This window comes from Pannonibacter phragmitetus DSM 14782 (genome assembly GCF_000382365.1).
GTDB lineage: Bacteria > Pseudomonadota > Alphaproteobacteria > Rhizobiales > Stappiaceae > Pannonibacter > Pannonibacter phragmitetus.
The window spans coordinates 1,001,762-1,021,618 of sequence record NZ_KB908215.1 but is presented as its reverse complement, the minus strand read 5'-3'; the positions used below and the strand labels follow the sequence as shown (position 1 = coordinate 1,021,618).

Below are 19,857 nucleotides of genomic sequence, written 5' to 3'. Positions count from 1 at the left end.
ACATGGCGTTTTTCGGCTTCTTCCTCGACACGCAGTTCCTCATCGCAGTGCTGACGATGGTCGCGGTCGCCGGCACGGTGTTCGCTTTGGTCCTGCCTGTGCTGGAGCGCGATGGCCTGAAAAGCCGGATGAAGTCGGTTGCGCTCGAGCGCGAGAAGATGCGCGCCCGCGAGAGGGCCCGCCTTGCCACGGAGAAGGCGGAGACCCGGGTCTCCTTGCGCAACCAGCCGAAGGACCGGGTCCGCAATCTGGTGGACAGGCTCAACCTCAAGACGGCGTTTGCGGACGAGCAGACGAATGACAAGCTGCGCATGGCCGGATTCCGCGGCCCTGCGCCGCTTTATACTTTCGTGCTCTCCAGGCTCGTGGTGCCTGTGGTGCTTTTCCTGCTGGTGCTTTTTTACGGTTTTGCGGTCATGCCGGCCTCTCTGCCGCCCTTGACCAAATTCTGCATTGCGCTCTTTGCCGGTGGAGTGGGCGCGTTCCTGCCCAATCTCTATGTGCAGAACCTCATCACGAAGCGTCAGCAGTCGATCCGCCGTGCCTGGCCGGATGCGCTGGATCTGATGCTCATCTGCGTGGAATCCGGCATGTCCATCGAGGCGGCTTTCCGCCGGGTGGCAGAGGAGATCGGTGTACAGTCGGTGCCGCTTGCCGAGGAACTCACCCTCACCAATGCCGAACTGTCGTTCCTGCAGGAGCGGCGGCAGGCCTATCTCAATCTGGCAGCGCGCACAGGTGTTCCGGCTGTGAAGAACGTCACCATGGCGCTTATTCAGGCCGAGCGCTACGGCACGCCGGTCGGTCAGGCCTTGCGGGTCATGTCTGATGACGTGCGCGAACAGCGCATGCAGGAGGCAGAGAAGCGGGCAGCCTCACTGCCGCCGAAGCTGACCGTGCCGATGATCATCTTCTTTCTGCCGGTTCTGTTTGCCGTGATCATGGGGCCTGCAATCATGCAGGTGATGGCAACCTTCCGCTGACTGCAGTGCCGCTCAGCCCTGTCTCTGGGGCTTGCCCTGCCGCGGGTTCTGGGCGGCGAGGACGGCACGCAGATAGGCGATGTTGGCTTCTGCCTGCTGCGGGTCCAGCTCATTGAGCGCCACCTGCTGGGCCTCGGCAAACTTTCCTTGCAGCCCCAGTGCCAGCGCCAGATTCTGGCGGATGCGGCTGTCGGCGCGCGGGCTCGCGGCTGCACGGCGCAGATAATATTCCGCGTCCGGCGCTTGACCTGCCAGAAGGAAGGAAAGACCCAGATTGTTGAGCACAGTAGGCTCTTCCGGCACGATCTTCAGGGCCTGATTATAAAGCGCCCGTGCCCGCTGCGGATTGCCCATCTGGTCATGTACGGCGCCTTCTGCCGACAGCAGGCGCCAGTCCGGGGTCGCCGGGGTCTGGGCATTCTGAAGCACATTCAGCGCTTCCTGCAGGTTGCCGTTCATCGCGAGGATCTTGCCATAGGCCGATGCGATTTCCCGGTCAGAGCCGTGCTTGATGATGGCCGTGCGCAGCACCGCCATGGCCTGCTCGGCCTGCCCGTTGCGGCGCAGGGCATTGGCAAAACCGATGATCACCTGCCGGTCATCCGGGCTGCGCTGATAGGCGCTGGACCATGCGGAAACCTCGCGCATGGCCTCGGCCGAGCCGGGCTGTACATAAGCGGCAGTGGCAGAGGAGTTGGTGCTGGTCTGCTGCCGGGTGGAGTTGCAGCCCGCGGTCAGGACCACGGCGAGCGCGGCCATGGCAATGCGGCCAGCCTTTGCGGCGCGATACCCTGTCCGGAGTTTCCCAGCCTGTTCCATGATCAGCTCCCTGTGCGGCCTGCTGCTGCGGCGAGGCCCGCCGATTTGACCAGATGACAGAAATAGCTTGTTAACCCTAATGCATGGTTAACCTGCCGCAGATTGCGAAAGCTTAATGTCTGGAAGCATTTGCACGTGATTGCATTCGCCGCCCCGGGGCATTACCACTGGTAACAATCCTGAGGGTCATTGGAAGGAAATGAACATGCCTCATGCTCTTCTGCCTGGCGATGCGAGCCTGACGCCCGTGCCGGTCGAGGCCGTAACCCCGGCGACTTTGCCCGATGTTCTGGCCCGGATCGGCGGGACGGCGGAGGCCTGGGCAAGCCTTCAGGGCTACAAGGCAGCGGCAGGGTCCGTCCTGCTGGTTCCGGCCATCGATGGCACGCAGGCCGCTGTTCTTTTCGGGCTTGGGGACAATGGCCTGACCGATCCCTTTGCGCCGGGCGCACTGGCAAATGCCCTGCCGGAAGGGGACTACGTGCTGGCCGAAGGTTTCCCGGATGCCGAGACGGCACTCGTCGCCATCGGTCTGACAGCATACCGCTTCTCCCGTTACCGCTCCGAAATGCCCAAGCCGCTGCCGCGCTTCCGCGTTGCCGATGAGGCGGTGCTGAGCCGGGTGGCCCGGATCGTACGGGCTGTGTCGCTGGCCCGTGATCTGGTCAACACGCCCTCTAACGACATGGGGCCGGACGAGCTGGAAGGCGCGGCCCGCGCCTTGTTCAGTGCTCACGATGGTGCATCCCGTGTCATCAGCGGTGAGGCACTGCTGGAAGAGGGCTTCCCGATGATCCACGCAGTGGGCCGTGCCAGCCCGCGGGCGCCGCGCCTGATCGATTGCAGCTGGGGTGAGGAAAGCCATCCGAAGATCACGCTGGTGGGCAAGGGTGTGGTGTTCGACACCGGCGGCCTCGACATCAAGCCGTCCAGTTCCATGCTGCTGATGAAGAAGGACATGGGCGGCGCCGCCAACGTGCTGGGCCTTGCCTCGCTGATCATGGATGCCCGCCTGCCGGTGCGCCTGCGCGTGCTCATTCCGGCGGTGGAAAACGCCGTCTCGGGCAATTCCTTCCGTCCGGGCGACATCCTGCCGAGCCGCAAGGGCCTGACCATCGAGATCGGCAATACCGATGCGGAGGGCCGTCTCGTGCTCGCCGATGCGTTGACGCTGGCTGATGAGGAGGAGCCGGATCTGCTGATCGACATGGCGACCCTGACCGGTGCGGCGCGAGTGGCGCTGGGCCCGGATCTGCCGCCCTTCTACACCGGTGATGAGGCTCTTGCGGGCGAGATTTCCGCACATGCGGTGAAGGTCAATGACCCGCTGTGGCGCCTGCCGTTGTGGCAGCCCTACATGAAGTATCTCGACAGCAAATGTGCCGACATGAATAACGTCAACCAGTCTGGCGGCGGCTTTGCCGGGTCGGTGACTGCGGCGCTGTTCCTGTCCCGCTTTGTAGCTAAAGCCAAAGCCTGGGCGCATTTCGATATCTTCGCATGGACCCCGATCGAGCGGCCCGGCAAGCCCTATGGCGGCGAGGCGCAGGCAATCCGTGCGCTGTTCTCCCTGCTGGAAGCGCGCTACGGCGCAGGTAAATAACGCATCCGAAACGATTTCGTGCTCTTCTCCGGATCTGAACAGGATTCGGGGAAGCGCCTTACATGGCAGTGGAGATCCGCGCCTCGCAGGCGCTCAGGCTGTGGCACGAAGTCAATCTGGAACTGGTGCGCGACGGGGAGCAGGATCTCTCCGCCCGTCAGATGACGATTCTGCTCACGGTCTATCTGGAGCCGCCTCCGCACACCGTGCGCGGGCTGGCGGCAAAGCTGAACGTGACCAAGCCTGCCATTACCCGTGCGCTGGACACGCTTGGCAGCATGCGGCTTCTTTCGCGCAAGCGTGACGAGGCCGACAAGCGTAACGTCATCATCACCCGCACCGTTGACGGCGCGCTTTATCTTGACCGGCTGGGCGATCTGGTGTCCGAAAAGGCCAAGGAACTGCCGCGCTGATCTTCCAGCATCGATTGCCTTTGAGGAATGTCCATGTCTGACACGCTCGACCGCCGCCGCCATCCCGTGCGCCCGGATCTTGCCGCCCGCGCCTATGCGGGCCGGGTGAGCCCGCGCCGCTTTGCCGATGGCGAGCGCATGCGCATTGCGGCGGATGTGGTGGCGCTGCGCAAGGAACCGCGCCCCGATTGCGGGCTGGATACGCAGGCGCTCCATGGGGAAACGGTGATGGTCTATGAGACCACATCCGAGGGCTGGGCCTGGGGCCAGCTGGACGGCGACGGCTATGTCGGCTGGCTTCCTTCCGATGCTCTGGCGCCGGTGGAAGAGGCGACGCATGTGGTGCGGGCACTTCGCACTTTCCGTTACCCGGGCGCGGACCTGCGCTTTCCGGCACTCGGGCATCTGTCTCTCGGTGCGAAGGTGCGTGTCGTGGGGCAGGCGGAAACACGCGGTCTGGCCTATGCGCTGTTATCTGACGGCTCGGCTGTGGTGGCCGGGCATCTGGTGCCGGTTGGCAGCTTCGAGCCGGATTGGGTGGCGATTGCCGAAAGCCTTTTGGGCGCGCCCTATCTGTGGGGAGGCAAGTCCTCGCTGGGGCTCGATTGTTCGGCGCTGATCCAGCTTTGCGCGTCTTTTGCTGGCCACGCCCTGCCGCGTGACAGCGACATGCAGGAAGCCGAAGCGGGCGAGCGTCTGGATTTCACGGAAGGTGGCCCTCTGCCGCAGGATCTGCGGCGGGGAGATCTTCTGTTCTGGCGCGGCCATGTCGGCGTGCTGAGCAGCCCCACCATCCTCACCCATGCGAACGGCTACACCATGACCGTTTCGCAAGAACCCCTCAATGCCGCCGTTGCCCGCATCGGCGCCAAGGAATACGGCGCGCTGACCTCGATCCGGCGGCTTTGACTGGGGTAGACGCGGGAACCGTTCCTTATTTTGCGCCGTCCCGGCCTTCGTGCCGGGACCTGTCAGGGGGTGCACTGCCTTCCAGCTCACTCAGGCGGCAGCCCTTATTCCTCGCCCGCCATCAGCCGCACTCGTTCCCCTGACGAAGTGGCGGCCTCCCCACGCACCTCGCCAAGATCCAGATCCTCGATCTTGCGGCCGCGCTTTGAGATCTTGTCGGTGGAGATGAGGATCTGGTCGATGTCCTTGCTCGCCTGCGCAAAATGCGCCTGCAGCTTGCCGGTGCGGTCGTTGAGGCGGGCGATATCGGCGGTGAGATGGGCGACTTCGGCCTGAATGAGATGCGCCTGCTCGCGCATGCGGGCATCGCGCAGCACCGCCTGAATGACCTGAATGGACAGCATCAGCAGGGAGGGCGAGACGATGACGACGCGGGCGCGGTGGGCTTTCTGCACCAGATCCTCGAAATTCTCGTTGAGCTCCGCAAAGACGCTTTCCGAGGGCACGAAGAGGAAAGCCGTATCCTGCGTTTCTCCGGGGATGAGGTAACGCTCCCGGATGTCCTGAATGTGCTTGGTAAAGTCGCGCCGGAACTGCGTCTGCGCCTGTTTCAGATCCTCCTCCGACTGGGCCTTGCGCAGGAGATTGAAGGCCTCCAGTGGAAACTTGGCGTCGATGGCCAGCGGCGGCGCGCCGTTGGGCATGTGCACCAGACAGTCGGGCCGTGAGCCGCTGCTGAGTGTGGCCTGAAAGCTGTAGCCGGAAGGGGGCAGCTGGTCCTGGATGATGGCTTCCATCCGTCCTTGCCCGAAGGCACCGCGCGTCTGCTTGTTGGCAAGGATCGCCTGCAACTGGCCGACCTGACCGGACAGATCCGTGATGGTCTTCTGCGCCCGGTCGATCACCGCCAGCCGTTCGTGCAGCTGGCGCAGGCCGTCATGGGTCTGGCGGGTGGTGTCGGCCATGGAGAGGCCCAGTTTATGGCCCATGCCATCCAGCCGCTCGTTGACGGCACGCATCATGTCGCCCTGACGGCTGGAGAACACCTCGGCCATGGTCTGCATGCGCCCGGTGATTTCCCCCTGCGAGCGCAGCATCCGGGCCAGATGCTCCTCCAGATCCTCGATCCGGTCTGCGGCAATGGCCTCGCTCGTGGCCCGTGCCTTGATCTGGCGCAGGGCGCTGACCACCAGAAGGGTGATAAAAGCCAGCAAAAGAAGCGCGGCGAGAACGCTGGCTTCCAGCAGGCTGACGGGTCGGGTGCCGAAGGTGAAAACTGTGTCTTGCATGAAACAAACATAGAACGATTCGGGTGTGGGGGCAGCCTTGGCCTTGCGTGGCGGGCATGGAGGGCACAGAAGACCGAAACACGCCCATCAACAGCTGAAACCTTGAGGAAACGCGTTGACCGGCTAACCGCCTTTGCCTATCTGGATCACATGACGAAACGCACCATCATCACCCTTCCCGATCCCGTGCTGCGGCAGGTCTGCGCGCCTGTTGCCGCCGTTGGCGATGACATCCGCCAGCTGGCCGACGACATGCTGGACACCATGTATGACGCGCCGGGCATCGGCCTTGCCGCCAGCCAGATCGGGGTGCTGCAGCGCATCTTCGTGCTGGACGTGGCCAAGGAAGACCAGCCGAAGGCACCCATGGTCTTCATCAACCCGGAAATCGTCTGGTCCTCGCCGGAACTGTCAGTCTATCAGGAAGGCTGCCTGTCGATTCCCGAGTATTACGATGACGTGGAACGCCCGGCCTCCGTGCGCGTGACCTTCCAGAACCGGGAAGGTGCGCAGCAGGAAATCCTCGCTGACGGGCTGCTGGCCACCTGCATCCAGCACGAGCTGGACCATCTCAACGGCAAGCTCTTCATCGACTATCTGTCGAAGCTGAAGCGCGACCGGGTCGTGAAGAAGTTCCAGAAACAGGCCCGCACCACGGGCAAGTCCTGACACGGCAGACGGCCCATAGCGGGCCGTTCGCATTTTCCGGGCCATCGCGGCCCCGCCCAGATTTTCGGAAGCAGCGCATGACACTTCGCATCGTCTTCATGGGTACGCCTGATTTCTCCGTGCCTGCCCTCATGGAAATCGTGGGGCAGGGGCATGATGTGGTGGCCTGCTACAGCCAGCCGCCGCGCCCCGCAGGCCGTGGCATGGAGTTGAAGAAGTCGCCTGTGCATGAGGCGGCAGAAGCACTGGGCATTCCGGTCTTCACCCCGCTCAGCCTCAAGGGCGCGGACGAGCAGGGCGTCTTTGCCGGGCATGATGCCGATGTGGCCGTGGTCGTGGCCTATGGCCTGCTGCTGCCTAAGGCTGTTCTGGATGCCCCGCGTGAGGGTTGCCTGAACATCCACGCCTCGATCCTGCCGCGCTGGCGCGGGGCTGCCCCGATCAACCGGGCGATCATGGCCGGTGACACGGAAACCGCCGTGCAGGTGATGCGCATGGAAGAGGGGCTGGATACCGGCCCCGTCTGCATGTCCGAAACCGTGGCGATTACGCCGGACATGACCGCAGGTGACCTGCATGACCGTCTGTCGGCGCTGGGCGGGGACCTGATCGTGCGGGCGCTGGCCGCCCTGTCACGCAATGCGCTGGCGCAGGTGCCGCAGGCGGAAGAGGGCGTGACCTACGCGAAGAAGCTCAGCAAGACTGAGACGCGGATCGACTGGACGCGGCCTGCCCGCGAGGTCCACAATCACATTCGCGGCCTCTCGCCCTTCCCCGGCGCCTGGTGCGAGCCGGTGATCGCCGGCACGGCGGAGCGGGTGAAGGTGCTAAGGTCTGCAATTGCCGAAGGGCAGGGCGCACCGGGCGAGGTGCTGTCCGTGGACGGTGCGCCGGTGATCGCCTGCGGCGAGGGCGCGGTGCGTCTCGTCAACGTGCAGCGTGCCGGCAAGAAGCCGATGGGCGGCGAAGAGTTCCAGCGCGGTGCCAAGCTTGCAGCTGGCGAGCGGGTTGGCTGAGCGGCATTTGTTGAGATTGAGGGAGCATCCGGTGATGACTGCAGCGCAGAACAGCCCCGTCTTCACGGTCCGTCCTGTCACTGAGGCTGACGAGAAGGAGGTAGCCGGTGTCATTACCGCTGCCTTCAACCAGCAATCTGAAGTCCGGCTGGTTCATAACCTGCGCCACTGCGGTGCGCTGCTGGTGGAGCTGGTGGCGCAAGGGGATGACGGGCGGCTTCTGGGCCATGTCGCCTTCAGCCGGGTGACCGGGGCTGGCGCCGGCCACCGGCTGCAGATTTCCTGCCTTGCGCCGGTCTCCGTGCTGCCTGAGGTGCAGAAGCTTGGGATCGGCTCGGCGCTGATCACGGCCGGGCTGGATGAGCTGCGCTCGCAGGGCGAGGATCTCGTTCTGGTTCTGGGCCCGCCCGCCTATTACCCGCGCTTCGGGTTTGATGCCGAGCTGGCAAGGCAGGTGCAGGCGCCCTATGCCGGGGCTGCCTTCATGGCGCTGGCGCTGACGGATGCCGGGCGTGAGCATTTGCCGGTGGAAGTGAGTTTCGCCACGCCCTTCCAGGAATTCGAGTAGCCTGATGCCCCGCTACAAGCTGACCATCGAATATGACGGCCGTCCCTTCTGCGGCTGGCAGCGGCAGGCCAATGGCCCTTCCGTGCAGGCGGTGCTGGAGCGTGCCGTCAAGGCCTTCAGCGGTGAAGAGGTGGCCATCGGCGGCGCCGGGCGAACCGATACGGGCGTGCATGCCACCGGGCAGGTGGCGCATGTGGATCTGGAAAAGGACTGGCCGGCCGAAACCGTGATGGGGGCGATGAACTTCCATTGCCAGCCGGACCCGGTCGCCATTCTCGCCTGCGAGAAGATGCATGAGGGCTTCGACGCCCGCTTTTCTGCCATCCGCCGCGCCTACCGCTACCGCATCCTCAACCGCCTGCCGCCGCTGACCTTCGAAAAGGGGCTGGCCTGGCATGTGAAGCAGCCGCTGGATGTGGAGGCGATGCACGAGGCCAGTCAGGTTTTCATCGGCCATCACGACTTCACGACCTTCCGCCACACCCGCTGTCAGGCGAAGAGCCCGGAGAAGACGCTGGAGACCTTCAGCGTGCGCCGGGAAGGGGACTTCGTGATCGCGGAATGCTCCTCCCGCTCCTTCCTGCACAACCAGGTGCGCTCCATGGTGGGCACCCTGCGGCTGGTGGGGGAAGGGCGCTGGACGGCAGATACCGTGCGCGAGGCTCTTGCGGCCCGCGACCGCAAGGCCTGCGGCCCTGTGGCTCCACCGGACGGGCTCTATCTCACCCGCGTCGACTACCGCCCCGCCGCCACCGACATCGCCTCCCACGCCGAATGGCACGCCCGCTCTGCGGCTGTGGAGGATGACGGGGATGACGTGGAAGTGTGACGGAGGGCTTTGATCGGCTTTTGCTGTGAGGTTCACACGGCAGTTGCAGATGGTTCATTGCGATGACGAGCGAGTTTGCAACAGAGAGTTTCAGCCTCGCTCCCCGCAAGAGGGTCGTTTTTACATCGGACGGCCAGTCCGGCTTCCCGGTCATGGTTTGAGGAAAGCCTGCGTTCTGGTCATTCCGGCCCGGCGTTTCAGCCCCCTCCCCACGAGGGGGAGGGGGGCGGAGGGGGCCTGCCGGAAAGCAGTTGCATTACTGCGGTCGACGTCAGAACCTGATGTGTGAAGCCGGTAGGACGCCTGAACCCCCTCAACACACGGCGGCCCCTCGCTTGCCCCTTACCCCGCCTCCGGCTCCACCGCGATCCTGTAGATGTGCCAGGTCGTGTGGCCGAGGATGGGGAGGGTGAAGATGAGGCCCATGAAGGAGGGGATCATCGAGACGATCAGCGTCAGCGTGACCGCGATGCCCCAGCCGATCATCGGCAGGGGTGAAGTGGCGACGGTGCGCACGCTGGTGATCATGGCGGTGATGAAATCCCGGTCCCGGTCGAGCAGCAGCGGGAAGGAGATGACCGTCAGCGAGAACAGCAGCAACGACAGGATGGCCCCGACAATGTGGCCGGTGAGCAGGAACATCAGGCCTTCCGGCGTCGAGATCACCGTGTCGATGAATTCGGGGAAACTGGCGAAGGACTGGAAGCCGAGGAACAGGGCCAGCAGCAAGCGCACCTGATACATCCACATGATCAGCACGAACAGTACGGCAAAGGCCATCCAGCCGATTTCCCGGCTGCGCTGCGCCCAGATGACGCCGAGCACGCCGCCCCAGGTGAGCGGCTCGTTCTGCTCCAGCCGGCGGCTCACCTCATAAAGGCCGCAGGCGATGAAGGGGCCGACGAGGGCAAAGCCCGCCGCCAGCGGATAGCTGAGATAGCTCATGTGCAGCGCAGAGGCCGTCAGCAGCACGAGGATGCCGCCGAGGGCATAGATGCCGCCGAAGAACAGGCCGAATTGCGGGGCCCGCCGGAAATCGCGCAGGCCCTTGCCAAGGGCGGTGATGATGTCGGCGGAGCTGATCTTGCGCACCTTGGGATCAGGTCTGTGCGCCGGAGCCGCTTGCGGATGTGTGCCGTCTGTTTTCTCGATACTGGTCTCTTCCATCGCCGGTTTCTCCTCCCTGCGTTGCAGACCTTCGCGGCAACAGTGACGTGAAAACCGCAAGCCGCCAATCGTATTTTCCGGTAGGAGGGGCCGAAATTTTCCAATCTGCACCTACATATGCGTTGCGGTGCTGCTTTTGCTTGATCCCCGCTGCTTGCCGCAGTACCTGCCACGTCAGGACCTGTCCTCACCCACTGGAGCAACAATGGTTTCCGGACTTCCCCCTGCCCAGCTGAGCCCCGGCATCCGCTGGCTGCTGCTCAGCCCGATTGGCCGCCTGTCGCGCAAGGTCTATTGGTACGGGCTTGCCTTCAACTGGGTGATCATTGCCATCGCCGCCAACATGTGGATGAAGTCCCTGCCGGGCGATGTGGACCTCGCCTCGCTCACCTTTGGCGACTTCATGGGCTCCAACCCGCTGTTTCCGGTGCTGTTTGTGGTGCTGACCTGGTTCGAGATGGCTCTGCTGATCAAGCGGCTGCAGGATGTGGGGCTGCCCGGCTTCTTTGCGCTGGTGGCCTTCGTGCCGGTGATCAATTTCTTCGCGGTGCTGACGCTGGGCTTCCTTCCCAGTGCCGCAGGGCCGAACCGCTATGGCCCGCAGCCCGACAGCTATTACCGCCGCCGCTGACACGGCACGCATTGACCCGCTCCCCCAACCGGGGCTAGGACTCTGATCATGACCCAAGCTCTGTCTCCCGCCGTTTCCATCGCCCGTGATCTCATCCGCTGCCCTTCCGTCACGCCCGCTGAAGGCGGCGCGCTGGCGTTTCTGGAACAGCTTCTGGGCAATGCAGGCTTCTCCGTCTCCCGCGTCACCTTCTCCGACACGGATACGCCGGACGTGGAAAACCTCTTTGCCACCATCGGCAGCGGCGCGCCGCATTTCGTCTTCGCCGGCCACACGGATGTGGTGCCGGCAGGTGCGGAAAGTGACTGGCAGCATGATCCCTTCGGCGGCGAGATCCGCGACGGTGTGCTCTACGGGCGCGGCGCGGTGGACATGAAGGGCGGCATCGCCTCCTTCGCCGCTGCTGCACTGGGCTTCATTGCAGAGCGCGGCAAGGCCTTCGGCGGCACCATTTCCTTTCTCATCACCGGCGACGAAGAAGGCCCGGCGGTCAATGGCACGTCGAAGCTTCTTGCTTGGGCGAAAGAGCAAGGCCACGTGTTTGATGCCTGCATCGTCGGCGAGCCGACCAATCCGGCAGCGCTTGGAGATGCCATCAAGATCGGCCGCCGTGGTTATCTCTCCGGCATCGTCACGGTGGAGGGTACGCAAGGCCACGCCGCCTATCCGCAGCTCGCCGACAACCCCATCCCCGGCCTTCTGGCGCTGATGAGCGCGCTGGATGCGCTGGTGCTGGACGAGGGCAACGAGCGGTTCGAGCCCTCGAACCTTGAGATCGTCAACCTGCATGTGGGCAATCCGGCTTTCAACGTCATCCCGGCCCGCGCCGAGGGGCGCTTCAACATCCGCTTCAACGACGAGTGGACGCTGGACGCCCTGAAGGCGAAACTGCAGGACACGCTGGCGGCTGCGGCCCGCCCGGGCCTGCGCTACAGCCTCGACTTCCGCCGCGATGCAGGCGAATCCTTCCTCACCCGCGATGATGCGCTGATCACGGCGCTGGCGGACGCGGTGGAAGCGGTGACGGGCCGCCGCCCGGATCTGTCCACCAACGGCGGCACTTCCGATGCCCGTTTCATCAAGAGCTACTGCCCGGTGGTGGAATTCGGCCTTGTCGGCCAGACCATGCACAAGGTGGACGAATGCACCCCGGTCGCCGACCTCGACCAGCTCGCCGCCGTCTACCGCCGCTTCCTCGACAGCTATTTTACTGGCTGAGGCAAGGCATTCTGCCCCTGCGTTAATCGGCAATTATCAGTAGCCTGCCATAGTCCCGGTCATTGGGTCCCGGCACCGGCCGGGACTGCAGAGCCTTTGCTGTGCCCAGATCCGGGAGTTGTCCCTTGCTCGATGTATCGCCGGTTTCAACGCAGAACTCGTTCCGCAAGAAGCGTGTGCAGTCGCTTGCCCGCATCATTGATGATTATATCGCCGCAAAAGGCCACTGCAGGATCATCGATCTGGGAGGCACGCGCGGCTTCTGGGATGTGTGGAAGAGCGAGCTCGATTTCGCCAATCTCTCGGTCGATTGCGTCAACCTGTTTCCGGACAGCGATCCCAACACCACCGACATGCCCAATGTGCGCATGACGCAGGGCAATGCCTGTGACCTTGCCGGGGTGGCAGACGGGGCCTATGACCTCGCCTTCTCCAACTCGGTCATCGAGCATGTGGGCTCCTGGAGCAACAAGAAGGCCTTTGCGCGGGAGGCGGGCCGTGTGGCGCGCAGTTACGCCATCCAGACGCCCAGCTTCTCCTTCCCCATTGAACCTCATGCCCGCAGCCTGTTCCTGCACTGGCTGCCGGATCCGGTCCGCTACCGCATTCATCTGGCGCGGACCACCGGCTTCTATCCGAAGGCTGCGAATATCGACGAGGCCATGGCATCGCTGGAAGACGCCCGCATGCTGGACCTGCGCCAGATGCGCTATCTCTTCCCCGATGCGGTGATGGAGAAGGAAAAGTTCTTCGGCCTCACCAAGTCCTTCACCGCCGTGCGGCATCTGCCGCTGCGCTGAGAACGCCGGGAACTAAAAATCCCCCGCCGGAGCACCCTCCGGCAGGGGCTTTTGCTTGAGGTCAGCCTTGACGCAGGGTCTTGACGAACTCAACCACTTCCCGCTGCAACGTGCCGGACTGATCGTTCAGATCCGAGGATAGCGTCATCAGCTGGGTTGAGGCGGCGCCGGTCATTTCTGCGGCAGTGCCGACACCCGCGATGTTCTGCGTCACGTCATCGGCGCCTGTTGCAGCGCGCTGGGTGTTGGCGGCAATCTCGCTGGTTGCTGCCCCCTGCTCCTCGACGGCAGCAGAAATTGCCTGAGCCACTTCCTGAATATGTCCGATGGTGCGGACGATGCGTGAAATCGACTCCACCGTCGTGTTGGTCGAGGACTGGATCTCGCCGATCTTCTGGCTGATTTCCTCTGTGGCCTTTGCGGTCTGGCTGGCCAGCCCCTTCACCTCGGAAGCAACAACCGCAAAGCCCTTGCCGGCTTCGCCTGCGCGGGCAGCTTCAATCGTGGCGTTGAGAGCCAGAAGGTTGGTCTGCTCGGCGATGCTGGTGATCAGTTCGACGACCTCGCCGATCTGCTGGGCAGCAGCCGAGAGGTTCTGAACATTGCGGCTGCTGGCCTCCGCTTCCAGGGCTGCATCATTGGCAATCTGGGCGGAGCGGGCAACCTGGGAGGAAATCTCCCGGATCGACGCGGACAGCTCTTCTGCGCCGGAGGCGACGGTCTGAACATTGAGGGAGGCTTCCTCAGCCGCACCTGCAACGACCTGAGCCTGGCGGGACGTCTCTTCCGCCGTGGCCGAGAGATTGCGCGCAGCTTCTGCGACCTCGTTCGACGACCTGACGAAGGACGTGGCCAGCTGGCCCATGGTCGCCTCAAAGCGGTTGGCGATCGAGTGGCGTTCGCTGGTCAGCTTCTCCGCGTTCAGGCGCTCGGTTTCCAGCTGCTCGGCGCGCAGGCGCTCGGTTTCAAGCAGATTGTCCCGGAAGGTTTCCAGCGCGCCAGCCATGCTGCCAAGCTCGTTCTTCTTGTCCGTGTAAGGGATTGCCGTTGCCAGCGCGCCGGACGCAATCTGACGCATTGCTTCCGTGATCTGGTTGATGGGGCCCGTCACCTGGAAGACCACGAAGTACAGGCAGACCAGACCGATGAGACCGGCGATGACGGCACTGATGATCGTGGTGTTCATCACGCTGGCGTAGACGGCCTGGCTCTCCTCTCCTGCTTCCTGCGAGCCGGCAACATTCATCTCGGTCAGCTTCTTGAGCAAGTCTGAGGCGGCGTTATATGCCGTACGCAGTTCCCCTTGAAAAAGCGCGCCAGCCTGTTCTTTGTCCCCGGTCCGGGAAATGGAGACAAGTGTATCATTCAGCTTGGCATATTGTTGCCATGCGCTCTGGAAGTCCATGAAGATTTTACGCTCTGATTCAGATGCAATCAGAGGCTCGTAACTACGCTTGGCGGTTTCGATGTTCTGTATTTCTTCTTGCAGGCGGCGCTCCGCGCGGTTCATCTCTTCCGGGCTTTGAGCGATGACATGATTTGAACCACTGATACGATAGTCTGCGGTTGCAGTGTTCATCTCTCCCAGATACCGGACGCTTGGCAGCCAATTGTCCTTTATCTCGAGGAGGTTGCCATTCAGCTGATGGCTGCCGCGAAGCGCGACCACTGCCAGTGCGCCGGTGAGGGCGAGCATAAGAATTGTAAGCGTGATTAATAAATTCCGGATCGAGAGCTTCATCTAACAGACTCCAATACACTGCCCGGCATGTAAATCTCTGATTCCGTGTTAAAAAATTATGAATAATGAAATATAAATCATCCGAATTAATCCCGATAACCTAGAGTTGCTATGTAATAAAATGGTAAATTTCAGAAAAGAAACTTTGTCTCGATGTGGATGTTGATGTGAAATATCGATACTCATACATATGGTATCGTTTTCATTCTTGTGGGTATGATTTTAGAGGAAGTATGATGGAGGATACAGGGTCATGTTTGGGGTATGCCTTGTTTTTGGGCGGATGCCGCTTTTGTACGCTACGGCAGCTCTGCAGAAGCTCCGTTGATCGACTTGGTTTGCCAGCTCATCCGCTGCCGGGAATCCTTTTGGGCTTGAAGGAAATGTGAGGTGCGCGGGGCTGAATGAAGTAGCGCAACAGGAAATGCAGTTTTTACGTGTATTTTGGTTGTGTCGAGCGATCCTGATGCCGGAACTCTGGCCGTCCCACGCAAAGAAAAAGCCCAGGATAGAGTATCCTGGGCTCGGTGACCGCTTGCTCTGCAGAGCCTTGGAGCTGTTACTCCAAGGCACTTGATTTCAATCGCGCAGCAGCTCGTTGATGGCGGTCTTGGCGCGGGTCTGGGCGTCGACGCGCTTGACGATCACGGCGCAATAGAGGCTCGGGCCGGGGGTGCCATCCGGCAGCGGCTTGCCGGGCATGGAGCCGGGCACGACGACGGAATAGGCCGGAACCTCGCCGATGAAGACTTCGCCGGTGGCGCGGTCAATGATCTTGGTGGAGGCGCCGATGAAGACGCCCATAGACAGCACCGCGCCCTCACGCACGATCACGCCTTCCACGACTTCCGAGCGGGCGCCGATGAAGCAGTTGTCCTCGATGATCACGGGGCCTGCCTGCAGCGGCTCCAGCACACCGCCGATGCCGACGCCGCCGGACAGGTGCACATGCTTGCCGATCTGGGCGCAGGAGCCCACGGTGGCCCAGGTGTCCACCATCGTGCCTTCACCCACATGGGCGCCGAGGTTGACGAAGGAGGGCATCAGCACCACGCCCTTGCCGATGAAGGCCGAGCGGCGGACGATGGCGCCCGGAACGGCGCGGAAGCCGGCTTCCTCGAAGTCCACACCGCGCCAGCCGTCAAATTTGGACGGCACCTTGTCCCACCAGGTCGCATCGCCGGGGCCGCCCTTGATGACGTCCATCGGGTTGAGGCGGAAGGAGAGCAGCACGGCCTTCTTGGCCCACTGGTTCACGATCCAGCCGCCGTCCTGCTTTTCTGCAACGCGCAGCTGGCCACGGTCCATCAGGTTCAGGGCAGTGTCCACGGCCTGACGCACGTCACCCGTCGTGTGCGTGTCGATATTGGCGCGGTCTTCAAAGGCGGCGTCAATGGTGGCGGCAAGTTTCACGAGATCGGTCGACATGGAAATGATCGGCTCCGCAATGGGGTCGGTTAGGGTTCGCCGGATAAAAGGCGGGTGCGGGGCTTGAGTCAATGGTTCATGCGGCTTGAGAAGCGCTCAACTGCGCAAAGGCCGCAAACAGGCGACATTGAGGACGGTTTCTTCCGCATCTTCTCAAGCCCGCAGGCCGCCTCTCATGGAACTCTGGATTCCCATCACTCTCTTTGCCGCCTTCTGCCAGAACCTGCGCTCGGCGCTGCAGAAGCACCTGAAAGGCCGCCTTGGCACCAGCGGGGCGACGCTGGTGCGATTCGCTTATGGCTTTCCCTTTGCCCTTGCCTATGTGCTGGTGCTGCATCTGGCCTTCGGCATGTCCTTTCCGGACATGAACGGCCGCTTCCTTCTGGCGGCGGCTCTCGGCGGCCTCGCCCAGATCATTGCGACCTTCCTGCTCGTCCACCTCTTCTCCTTCCGCAATTTCGCGGTCGGCACGGCCTATTCCAAGACCGAACCGGTGCAGGCGGCAATCTTTGGCGTGGTCATCCTTGGCGAGCACGTAACCGGGCTGACGGCAACGGCCATCGGCATCGGCGTTGCGGGCGTGATCCTCATTTCCATGGCGCGGGTGCCGCTGACGGGCCGGGCGATCGTGGCCTCTCTGGCCGGGCGTCCGGCGCTGATCGGGCTGGCTTCGGCTGCCTTCTTCGGGGGCTCGGCTGCGCTCTACCGCATGGCTTCGCTCTCGCTGGAGGGGCCCGGCTATCTCATGCAGGCCGCCTACAGCCTTGCGGTTGTCACCCTGATGCAGACGGTGGCCATGGGGCTCTACATGGTCTGGCGCGAGCCGGACCAGCTGGCCGCCTCCGTCCGCCACTGGCGGCAGGCGGTGTGGGTGGGGCTTGCCGGTGTGGCAGGCTCTGCGGGCTGGTTCACCGCCATGACGCTTCAGCAGGTTGCCTATGTGCGGGCACTGGCGCAGGTGGAACTGGTCTTCACCCTCATCGCCTCCTGGTTTTTCTTCAAGGAGCGCATCAATGGCCGCGAGATCACCGGCTGCGTGCTGATCGTCGCCGCCATTCTGGTGCTGCTGTCCGGTACCTGATCACTACCCGGCATCCGCCGCCGAGGTACCGATCAGCCAGTCGCGGAAGCCGGAGATGGGGCGGGAGAGGGGGCGGTTGGGCGAGCGTACGAACCAGTAGCCGCTGTCGAGCTGCAGCACCGGCCAGTCGGGCATGACGAGATGCCCGGCCGCCAGCTCCAGCATGACGAAGCGCCGGTCGATGACAATGGCGCCCATGCCCGCGATGGCGGCCTGAATGGCAAGATCCCGGCTTTCCAGCACCATGCCGGAGCTGGCATCGGGCAGCTTCAGCCCCGCATGGGCCAGCCAGCGGGACCAGTCGTCACGCCGGGAGGCACTGTGCAGCAGCTTGAGGCCGGGCAGGGCGGCGTCCGGGCCAGCATCTTCGCGCATCAGGCGCGGGGCCATGGCAACGGCCAGATGCTCGCGCCACAGCAGCGTTGCGTCGATGCCCGGCCAGTCGCCCCGGCCAAGCCGGATAGCACAGTCGTAATTTTCCCGGTCGAGATCAACGACGCGGGTGGAGGCCGAGAGCAGCAGCTCCACATCGGGCTGTGCGGTCTGAAACTGCGGCAGGCGCGGGATCAGCCAGCGGGTGGCGAAGGTGGAGACGGTACTGATGCGCAGCTCCGTCCGGCCCCGGCGGCGGAAACCGTCCACGGCCGATTCAATGCGGTCAAAAGCATCGCCGAGCCCGGCGGCCAGGCGCTTTCCCTCTTCGGTGAGTGACAAGCCGCGTCCGTCGCGCAGAACCAGCGTGGCGCCCAGCTCGCTTTCCAGCTTGCGCAGCAGATGCGACAGGGCAGAAGGCGAAATGCCGAGGTCGTCCGCTGCCTGCGCGGCGCGGCCGTTGCGGGCCAGAAGAGCAAAGGCATGCAGGGCGCGCAGGGAGACCATGGTTCACTCGCGGGCTTCGGTTCGCCGGGCTGGCGGCCGGGATTGTTGAGATTACATCAATAAACCGGCGAAGCTCCCGCGGTCCAGTGCCTCACGCTTCAATCGCTCCCAGAACCCCTTCGAGGAAGCCGGCCAGATTGCCGGTGACGAAGTCGATATGCGGGGCGTCGTGGCCTTCCATCTCCCACTCCTCGCGGAAGACTTCTCGTGTGACCTTCGGCACGATCAGCGCCGTGCGCATGCCAAGCTTGTGCGGCACCAGCAGATTGCGCGGCAGATCCTCGAACATGGCCGCCCTGGCGGGTGATACGCCTGTCCTTGCGATGAAGGTCTGGTAGGTCTCAAGGTTCGGCTTCGGCATCAGGCCTGCGGCAACGATATCGAAGATGTCCTCGAAATGATCGCTGATGCCGAGCGCGGCAGCGGTGCGCTCCGCATGGGGCCGGTCGCCGTTGGTGAAGATGAACTTGCGGCCCGGCAGACGGCTGATCGCTACCCCAAGCGCCGGGTCCGGCTTTACCGGCGAATAGTCAATGTCATGCACATAGGCGAGGAAGTCATCCGGATCGATCTTGTGCTGCATCATCAGCCCGCGCAGCGTGGTGCCGTAGTCGCGGTAGAACTCCTTCTGCTTCGCCCGCGCGGCATCCCTGCCGATGTCCAGCAGCTTCGCGATGTAGTCGGAGATGCGGATGTCGATCTGCGAGAACAGATCAATCTCAGCCGGGTAGAGTGTGTTGTCGAGATCAAAGACCCAGGCCTCCACACCGGTGAAGGCCCGAAGATCATGACGATGGGCGCCCTGGCCCTCGCCCGGTGTGGGGATGGTGTCTGTCACTTGCTGATCAGGGTCCCGGCGCCCCGGTCGGTGAAGAGTTCCAGCAGGACGGCGTGCTTCACCTTGCCATCAAGGATGACCACGCCCTCGACGCCGCGGTCCAGCGCCTCGATGCAGGTTTCCACCTTCGGGATCATGCCGCCGGAAATGGTGCCGTCGGCGATCAGCTCGCGCGCATGGGCAACGGTGAGGTTCTTGATCAGCTTGCCTTCCTTGTCGAGCACGCCCGGCACGTCGGTCAGGAACAGCAGGCGCGAGGCATGCAGCGCACCGGCAATGGCGCCGGCGAAAGTGTCGGCGTTGATGTTGTAGGTCTCCCCGTCCGCACCAGGCGCCACGGGGGCGACCACGGGGATCAGGTCTTCCTTCAGCATCAGGTCCAGCATCACCGGATTGACATGCGCGGGCTCGCCGACGAAACCAAGATCGAGGATCTTCTCGATGTTGGAATCGGGGTCCTTTTCCGTGCGTGTCAGCTTGGTGGCGGTCACCAGATTGCCGTCCTTGCCGCACAGGCCAACCGCACGGCCGCCCTCGGCATTGATCAGCTGGACGATTTCCTTGTTGATCGAACCGGCCAGCACCATCTCGACGATCTCGACGGTTGCCTTGTCGGTAACGCGCAGGCCGCCGCGGAACTCGCTGACGATGTTCAGGCGCTTCAGCATGTTGCCGATCTGCGGGCCGCCGCCATGGACGACAACCGGATGCACGCCGGACTGGCGCAGCAGGGTGATGTCGGCGGCAAAGGCCTTGCCCAGATCCGCATCGCCCATGGCATGGCCGCCGTACTTCACCACGACACGCCGCTTGTCATAGCGCTGCATGTAGGGCAGGGCCTGGGCGATGATATGGGCGTTGTTGCTGAAGTCCGGGGTGCTCATGTGCGGGAACACTCGCTGCTGCGGTGGCGGGAAAAGGCGCGGAGGCCCTTGATCGGAAGCAAGGGCTTGCAGCGTCTATAACCGGTTTGGCC

The 19,857-nt window shown here is 63.3% G+C and carries 20 protein-coding genes; 12 read left to right on the top strand and 8 right to left on the bottom strand.

Features of this window, described 5'->3' with window-relative positions; translation table 11 throughout:
• Positions 1–2 precede the first annotated feature (2 nt).
• Complete coding sequence (locus H163_RS0104720; protein ID WP_019963401.1) at positions 3–983, top strand: type II secretion system F family protein; 981 nt, start codon at positions 3–5, stop codon at positions 981–983.
• Between the two features lie 12 nt (positions 984–995).
• Here H163_RS0104720 and H163_RS0104715 read toward each other — a convergent pair whose 3' ends face one another.
• A complete protein-coding gene (locus H163_RS0104715) occupies positions 996–1,802 on the bottom strand; it encodes a tetratricopeptide repeat protein (protein ID WP_115336392.1) in 807 nt (268 codons plus the stop codon).
• 205 nt (positions 1,803–2,007) lie between these two features.
• On the opposite strand from H163_RS0104715, the gene H163_RS0104710 reads away from it, so the two are divergent.
• From H163_RS0104710 to H163_RS0104700, 3 genes are all read left to right on the top strand, one after another.
• Positions 2,008–3,405, top strand: coding sequence for a leucyl aminopeptidase family protein (locus H163_RS0104710; RefSeq protein WP_026355459.1), 1,398 nt, complete (start codon positions 2,008–2,010; stop codon positions 3,403–3,405).
• A gap of 62 nt (positions 3,406–3,467) precedes the next feature.
• Positions 3,468–3,818, top strand: coding sequence for a MarR family transcriptional regulator (locus H163_RS0104705; RefSeq protein ID WP_019963398.1), 351 nt, complete (start codon positions 3,468–3,470; stop codon positions 3,816–3,818).
• A gap of 33 nt (positions 3,819–3,851) precedes the next feature.
• A complete protein-coding gene (locus tag H163_RS0104700; RefSeq protein WP_026355458.1) occupies positions 3,852–4,727 on the top strand; it encodes a C40 family peptidase in 876 nt (291 codons plus the stop codon).
• Positions 4,728–4,831: 104 nt separating this feature from the next.
• Here the strand turns inward: H163_RS0104700 and H163_RS22215 are convergent, their stop codons facing one another.
• The gene (locus H163_RS22215) at positions 4,832–6,016 is read right to left on the bottom strand and encodes a DNA recombination protein RmuC (protein ID WP_019963396.1); all 1,185 of its coding nucleotides are present in this window, start codon (positions 6,014–6,016) and stop codon (positions 4,832–4,834) included.
• Between the two features lie 150 nt (positions 6,017–6,166).
• On the opposite strand from H163_RS22215, the gene def reads away from it, so the two are divergent.
• From def to truA, 4 genes are all read left to right on the top strand, one after another.
• Entirely contained in the window at positions 6,167–6,685 is a 519-nt protein-coding gene (def, locus tag H163_RS0104690) for a peptide deformylase (protein ID WP_019963395.1), read from the top strand.
• Between the two features lie 77 nt (positions 6,686–6,762).
• Entirely contained in the window at positions 6,763–7,701 is a 939-nt protein-coding gene (gene fmt, locus H163_RS0104685; RefSeq protein ID WP_019963394.1) for a methionyl-tRNA formyltransferase, read from the top strand.
• 34 nt (positions 7,702–7,735) lie between these two features.
• Positions 7,736–8,269: a GNAT family N-acetyltransferase gene (locus tag H163_RS0104680; protein ID WP_019963393.1), complete on the top strand. Its 534-nt coding sequence runs from the start codon at positions 7,736–7,738 to the stop codon at positions 8,267–8,269.
• A gap of 4 nt (positions 8,270–8,273) precedes the next feature.
• Complete coding sequence (truA, locus tag H163_RS0104675) at positions 8,274–9,098, top strand: tRNA pseudouridine(38-40) synthase TruA (RefSeq protein WP_019963392.1); 825 nt, start codon at positions 8,274–8,276, stop codon at positions 9,096–9,098.
• A gap of 342 nt (positions 9,099–9,440) precedes the next feature.
• On the opposite strand, the gene H163_RS0104670 is transcribed toward truA, so the two are convergent.
• Positions 9,441–10,265 (bottom strand): DUF2189 domain-containing protein, encoded by an 825-nt coding sequence (locus H163_RS0104670; protein WP_019963391.1) that lies wholly within the window; start codon positions 10,263–10,265, stop codon positions 9,441–9,443.
• A gap of 205 nt (positions 10,266–10,470) precedes the next feature.
• Here H163_RS0104670 and H163_RS0104665 point away from each other — a divergent pair, with 205 nt between their 5' ends.
• The 3 genes from H163_RS0104665 (at position 10,471) to H163_RS0104655 (ending at position 12,914) form a co-directional block, all read left to right on the top strand.
• Positions 10,471–10,896: a DUF805 domain-containing protein gene (locus H163_RS0104665; protein WP_019963390.1), complete on the top strand. Its 426-nt coding sequence runs from the start codon at positions 10,471–10,473 to the stop codon at positions 10,894–10,896.
• A 48-nt stretch (positions 10,897–10,944) separates the two neighbouring features.
• Positions 10,945–12,114, top strand: coding sequence for a succinyl-diaminopimelate desuccinylase (gene dapE, locus H163_RS0104660; RefSeq protein ID WP_019963389.1), 1,170 nt, complete (start codon positions 10,945–10,947; stop codon positions 12,112–12,114).
• A gap of 125 nt (positions 12,115–12,239) precedes the next feature.
• Positions 12,240–12,914, top strand: a complete 675-nt coding sequence (locus H163_RS0104655; protein ID WP_019963388.1) for a class I SAM-dependent methyltransferase — start codon at positions 12,240–12,242, stop codon at positions 12,912–12,914.
• 61 nt (positions 12,915–12,975) lie between these two features.
• Here the strand turns inward: H163_RS0104655 and H163_RS0104650 are convergent, their stop codons facing one another.
• Positions 12,976–14,655, bottom strand: coding sequence for a HAMP domain-containing methyl-accepting chemotaxis protein (locus tag H163_RS0104650; protein WP_026355456.1), 1,680 nt, complete (start codon positions 14,653–14,655; stop codon positions 12,976–12,978).
• 579 nt (positions 14,656–15,234) lie between these two features.
• Positions 15,235–16,083 carry a 2,3,4,5-tetrahydropyridine-2,6-dicarboxylate N-succinyltransferase gene (gene dapD / locus H163_RS0104645; protein WP_019963386.1) on the bottom strand — a complete coding sequence of 283 codons (849 nt, stop codon included), beginning with the start codon at positions 16,081–16,083 and terminating at the stop codon, positions 15,235–15,237.
• Positions 16,084–16,258: 175 nt separating this feature from the next.
• Between dapD and H163_RS0104640 the strand changes: the two genes are divergently transcribed.
• Positions 16,259–17,164, top strand: a complete 906-nt coding sequence (locus tag H163_RS0104640) for an EamA family transporter (RefSeq protein ID WP_019963385.1) — start codon at positions 16,259–16,261, stop codon at positions 17,162–17,164.
• A gap of 3 nt (positions 17,165–17,167) precedes the next feature.
• On the opposite strand, the gene H163_RS0104635 is transcribed toward H163_RS0104640, so the two are convergent.
• The 3 genes from H163_RS0104635 to argB form a co-directional block, all read right to left on the bottom strand.
• Positions 17,168–18,043 (bottom strand): LysR substrate-binding domain-containing protein, encoded by an 876-nt coding sequence (locus tag H163_RS0104635; RefSeq protein WP_019963384.1) that lies wholly within the window; start codon positions 18,041–18,043, stop codon positions 17,168–17,170.
• A 91-nt stretch (positions 18,044–18,134) separates the two neighbouring features.
• On the bottom strand, positions 18,135–18,881 hold the full coding sequence (locus H163_RS0104630) for a pyrimidine 5'-nucleotidase (protein ID WP_019963383.1): 747 nt from the start codon (positions 18,879–18,881) through the stop codon (positions 18,135–18,137).
• Positions 18,878–19,765 carry an acetylglutamate kinase gene (gene argB / locus H163_RS0104625; protein WP_019963382.1) on the bottom strand — a complete coding sequence of 296 codons (888 nt, stop codon included), beginning with the start codon at positions 19,763–19,765 and terminating at the stop codon, positions 18,878–18,880. The genes H163_RS0104630 and argB overlap by 4 nt, the downstream gene beginning before the upstream one ends.
• Positions 19,766–19,857 lie beyond the last annotated feature (92 nt).

What these genes read in the sequence shown, in the direction of transcription:
- H163_RS0104705 (WP_019963398.1), top strand. Translation starts at nt 3,468, where the DNA reads ATGGCAGTGGAGATCCGCGCCTCGCAGGCGCTCAGGCTGTGGCACGAA.
- H163_RS0104635 (WP_019963384.1), bottom strand. Translation starts at nt 18,043, where the DNA reads ATGGTCTCCCTGCGCGCCCTGCATGCCTTTGCTCTTCTGGCCCGCAAC.
- H163_RS22215 (WP_019963396.1), bottom strand. Translation starts at nt 6,016, where the DNA reads ATGCAAGACACAGTTTTCACCTTCGGCACCCGACCCGTCAGCCTGCTG.
- dapD (WP_019963386.1), bottom strand. Translation starts at nt 16,083, where the DNA reads ATGTCGACCGATCTCGTGAAACTTGCCGCCACCATTGACGCCGCCTTT.
- fmt (WP_019963394.1), top strand. Translation starts at nt 6,763, where the DNA reads ATGACACTTCGCATCGTCTTCATGGGTACGCCTGATTTCTCCGTGCCT.
- H163_RS0104715 (WP_115336392.1), bottom strand. Translation starts at nt 1,802, where the DNA reads ATGGAACAGGCTGGGAAACTCCGGACAGGGTATCGCGCCGCAAAGGCT.
- H163_RS0104710 (WP_026355459.1), top strand. Translation starts at nt 2,008, where the DNA reads ATGCCTCATGCTCTTCTGCCTGGCGATGCGAGCCTGACGCCCGTGCCG.
- H163_RS0104670 (WP_019963391.1), bottom strand. Translation starts at nt 10,265, where the DNA reads ATGGAAGAGACCAGTATCGAGAAAACAGACGGCACACATCCGCAAGCG.
- H163_RS0104640 (WP_019963385.1), top strand. Translation starts at nt 16,259, where the DNA reads ATGGAACTCTGGATTCCCATCACTCTCTTTGCCGCCTTCTGCCAGAAC.
- dapE (WP_019963389.1), top strand. Translation starts at nt 10,945, where the DNA reads ATGACCCAAGCTCTGTCTCCCGCCGTTTCCATCGCCCGTGATCTCATC.
- H163_RS0104720 (WP_019963401.1), top strand. Translation starts at nt 3, where the DNA reads ATGGCGTTTTTCGGCTTCTTCCTCGACACGCAGTTCCTCATCGCAGTG.
- def (WP_019963395.1), top strand. Translation starts at nt 6,167, where the DNA reads ATGACGAAACGCACCATCATCACCCTTCCCGATCCCGTGCTGCGGCAG.
- H163_RS0104680 (WP_019963393.1), top strand. Translation starts at nt 7,736, where the DNA reads ATGACTGCAGCGCAGAACAGCCCCGTCTTCACGGTCCGTCCTGTCACT.
- argB (WP_019963382.1), bottom strand. Translation starts at nt 19,765, where the DNA reads ATGAGCACCCCGGACTTCAGCAACAACGCCCATATCATCGCCCAGGCC.
- H163_RS0104700 (WP_026355458.1), top strand. Translation starts at nt 3,852, where the DNA reads ATGTCTGACACGCTCGACCGCCGCCGCCATCCCGTGCGCCCGGATCTT.
- truA (WP_019963392.1), top strand. Translation starts at nt 8,274, where the DNA reads ATGCCCCGCTACAAGCTGACCATCGAATATGACGGCCGTCCCTTCTGC.
- H163_RS0104665 (WP_019963390.1), top strand. Translation starts at nt 10,471, where the DNA reads ATGGTTTCCGGACTTCCCCCTGCCCAGCTGAGCCCCGGCATCCGCTGG.
- H163_RS0104650 (WP_026355456.1), bottom strand. Translation starts at nt 14,655, where the DNA reads ATGAAGCTCTCGATCCGGAATTTATTAATCACGCTTACAATTCTTATG.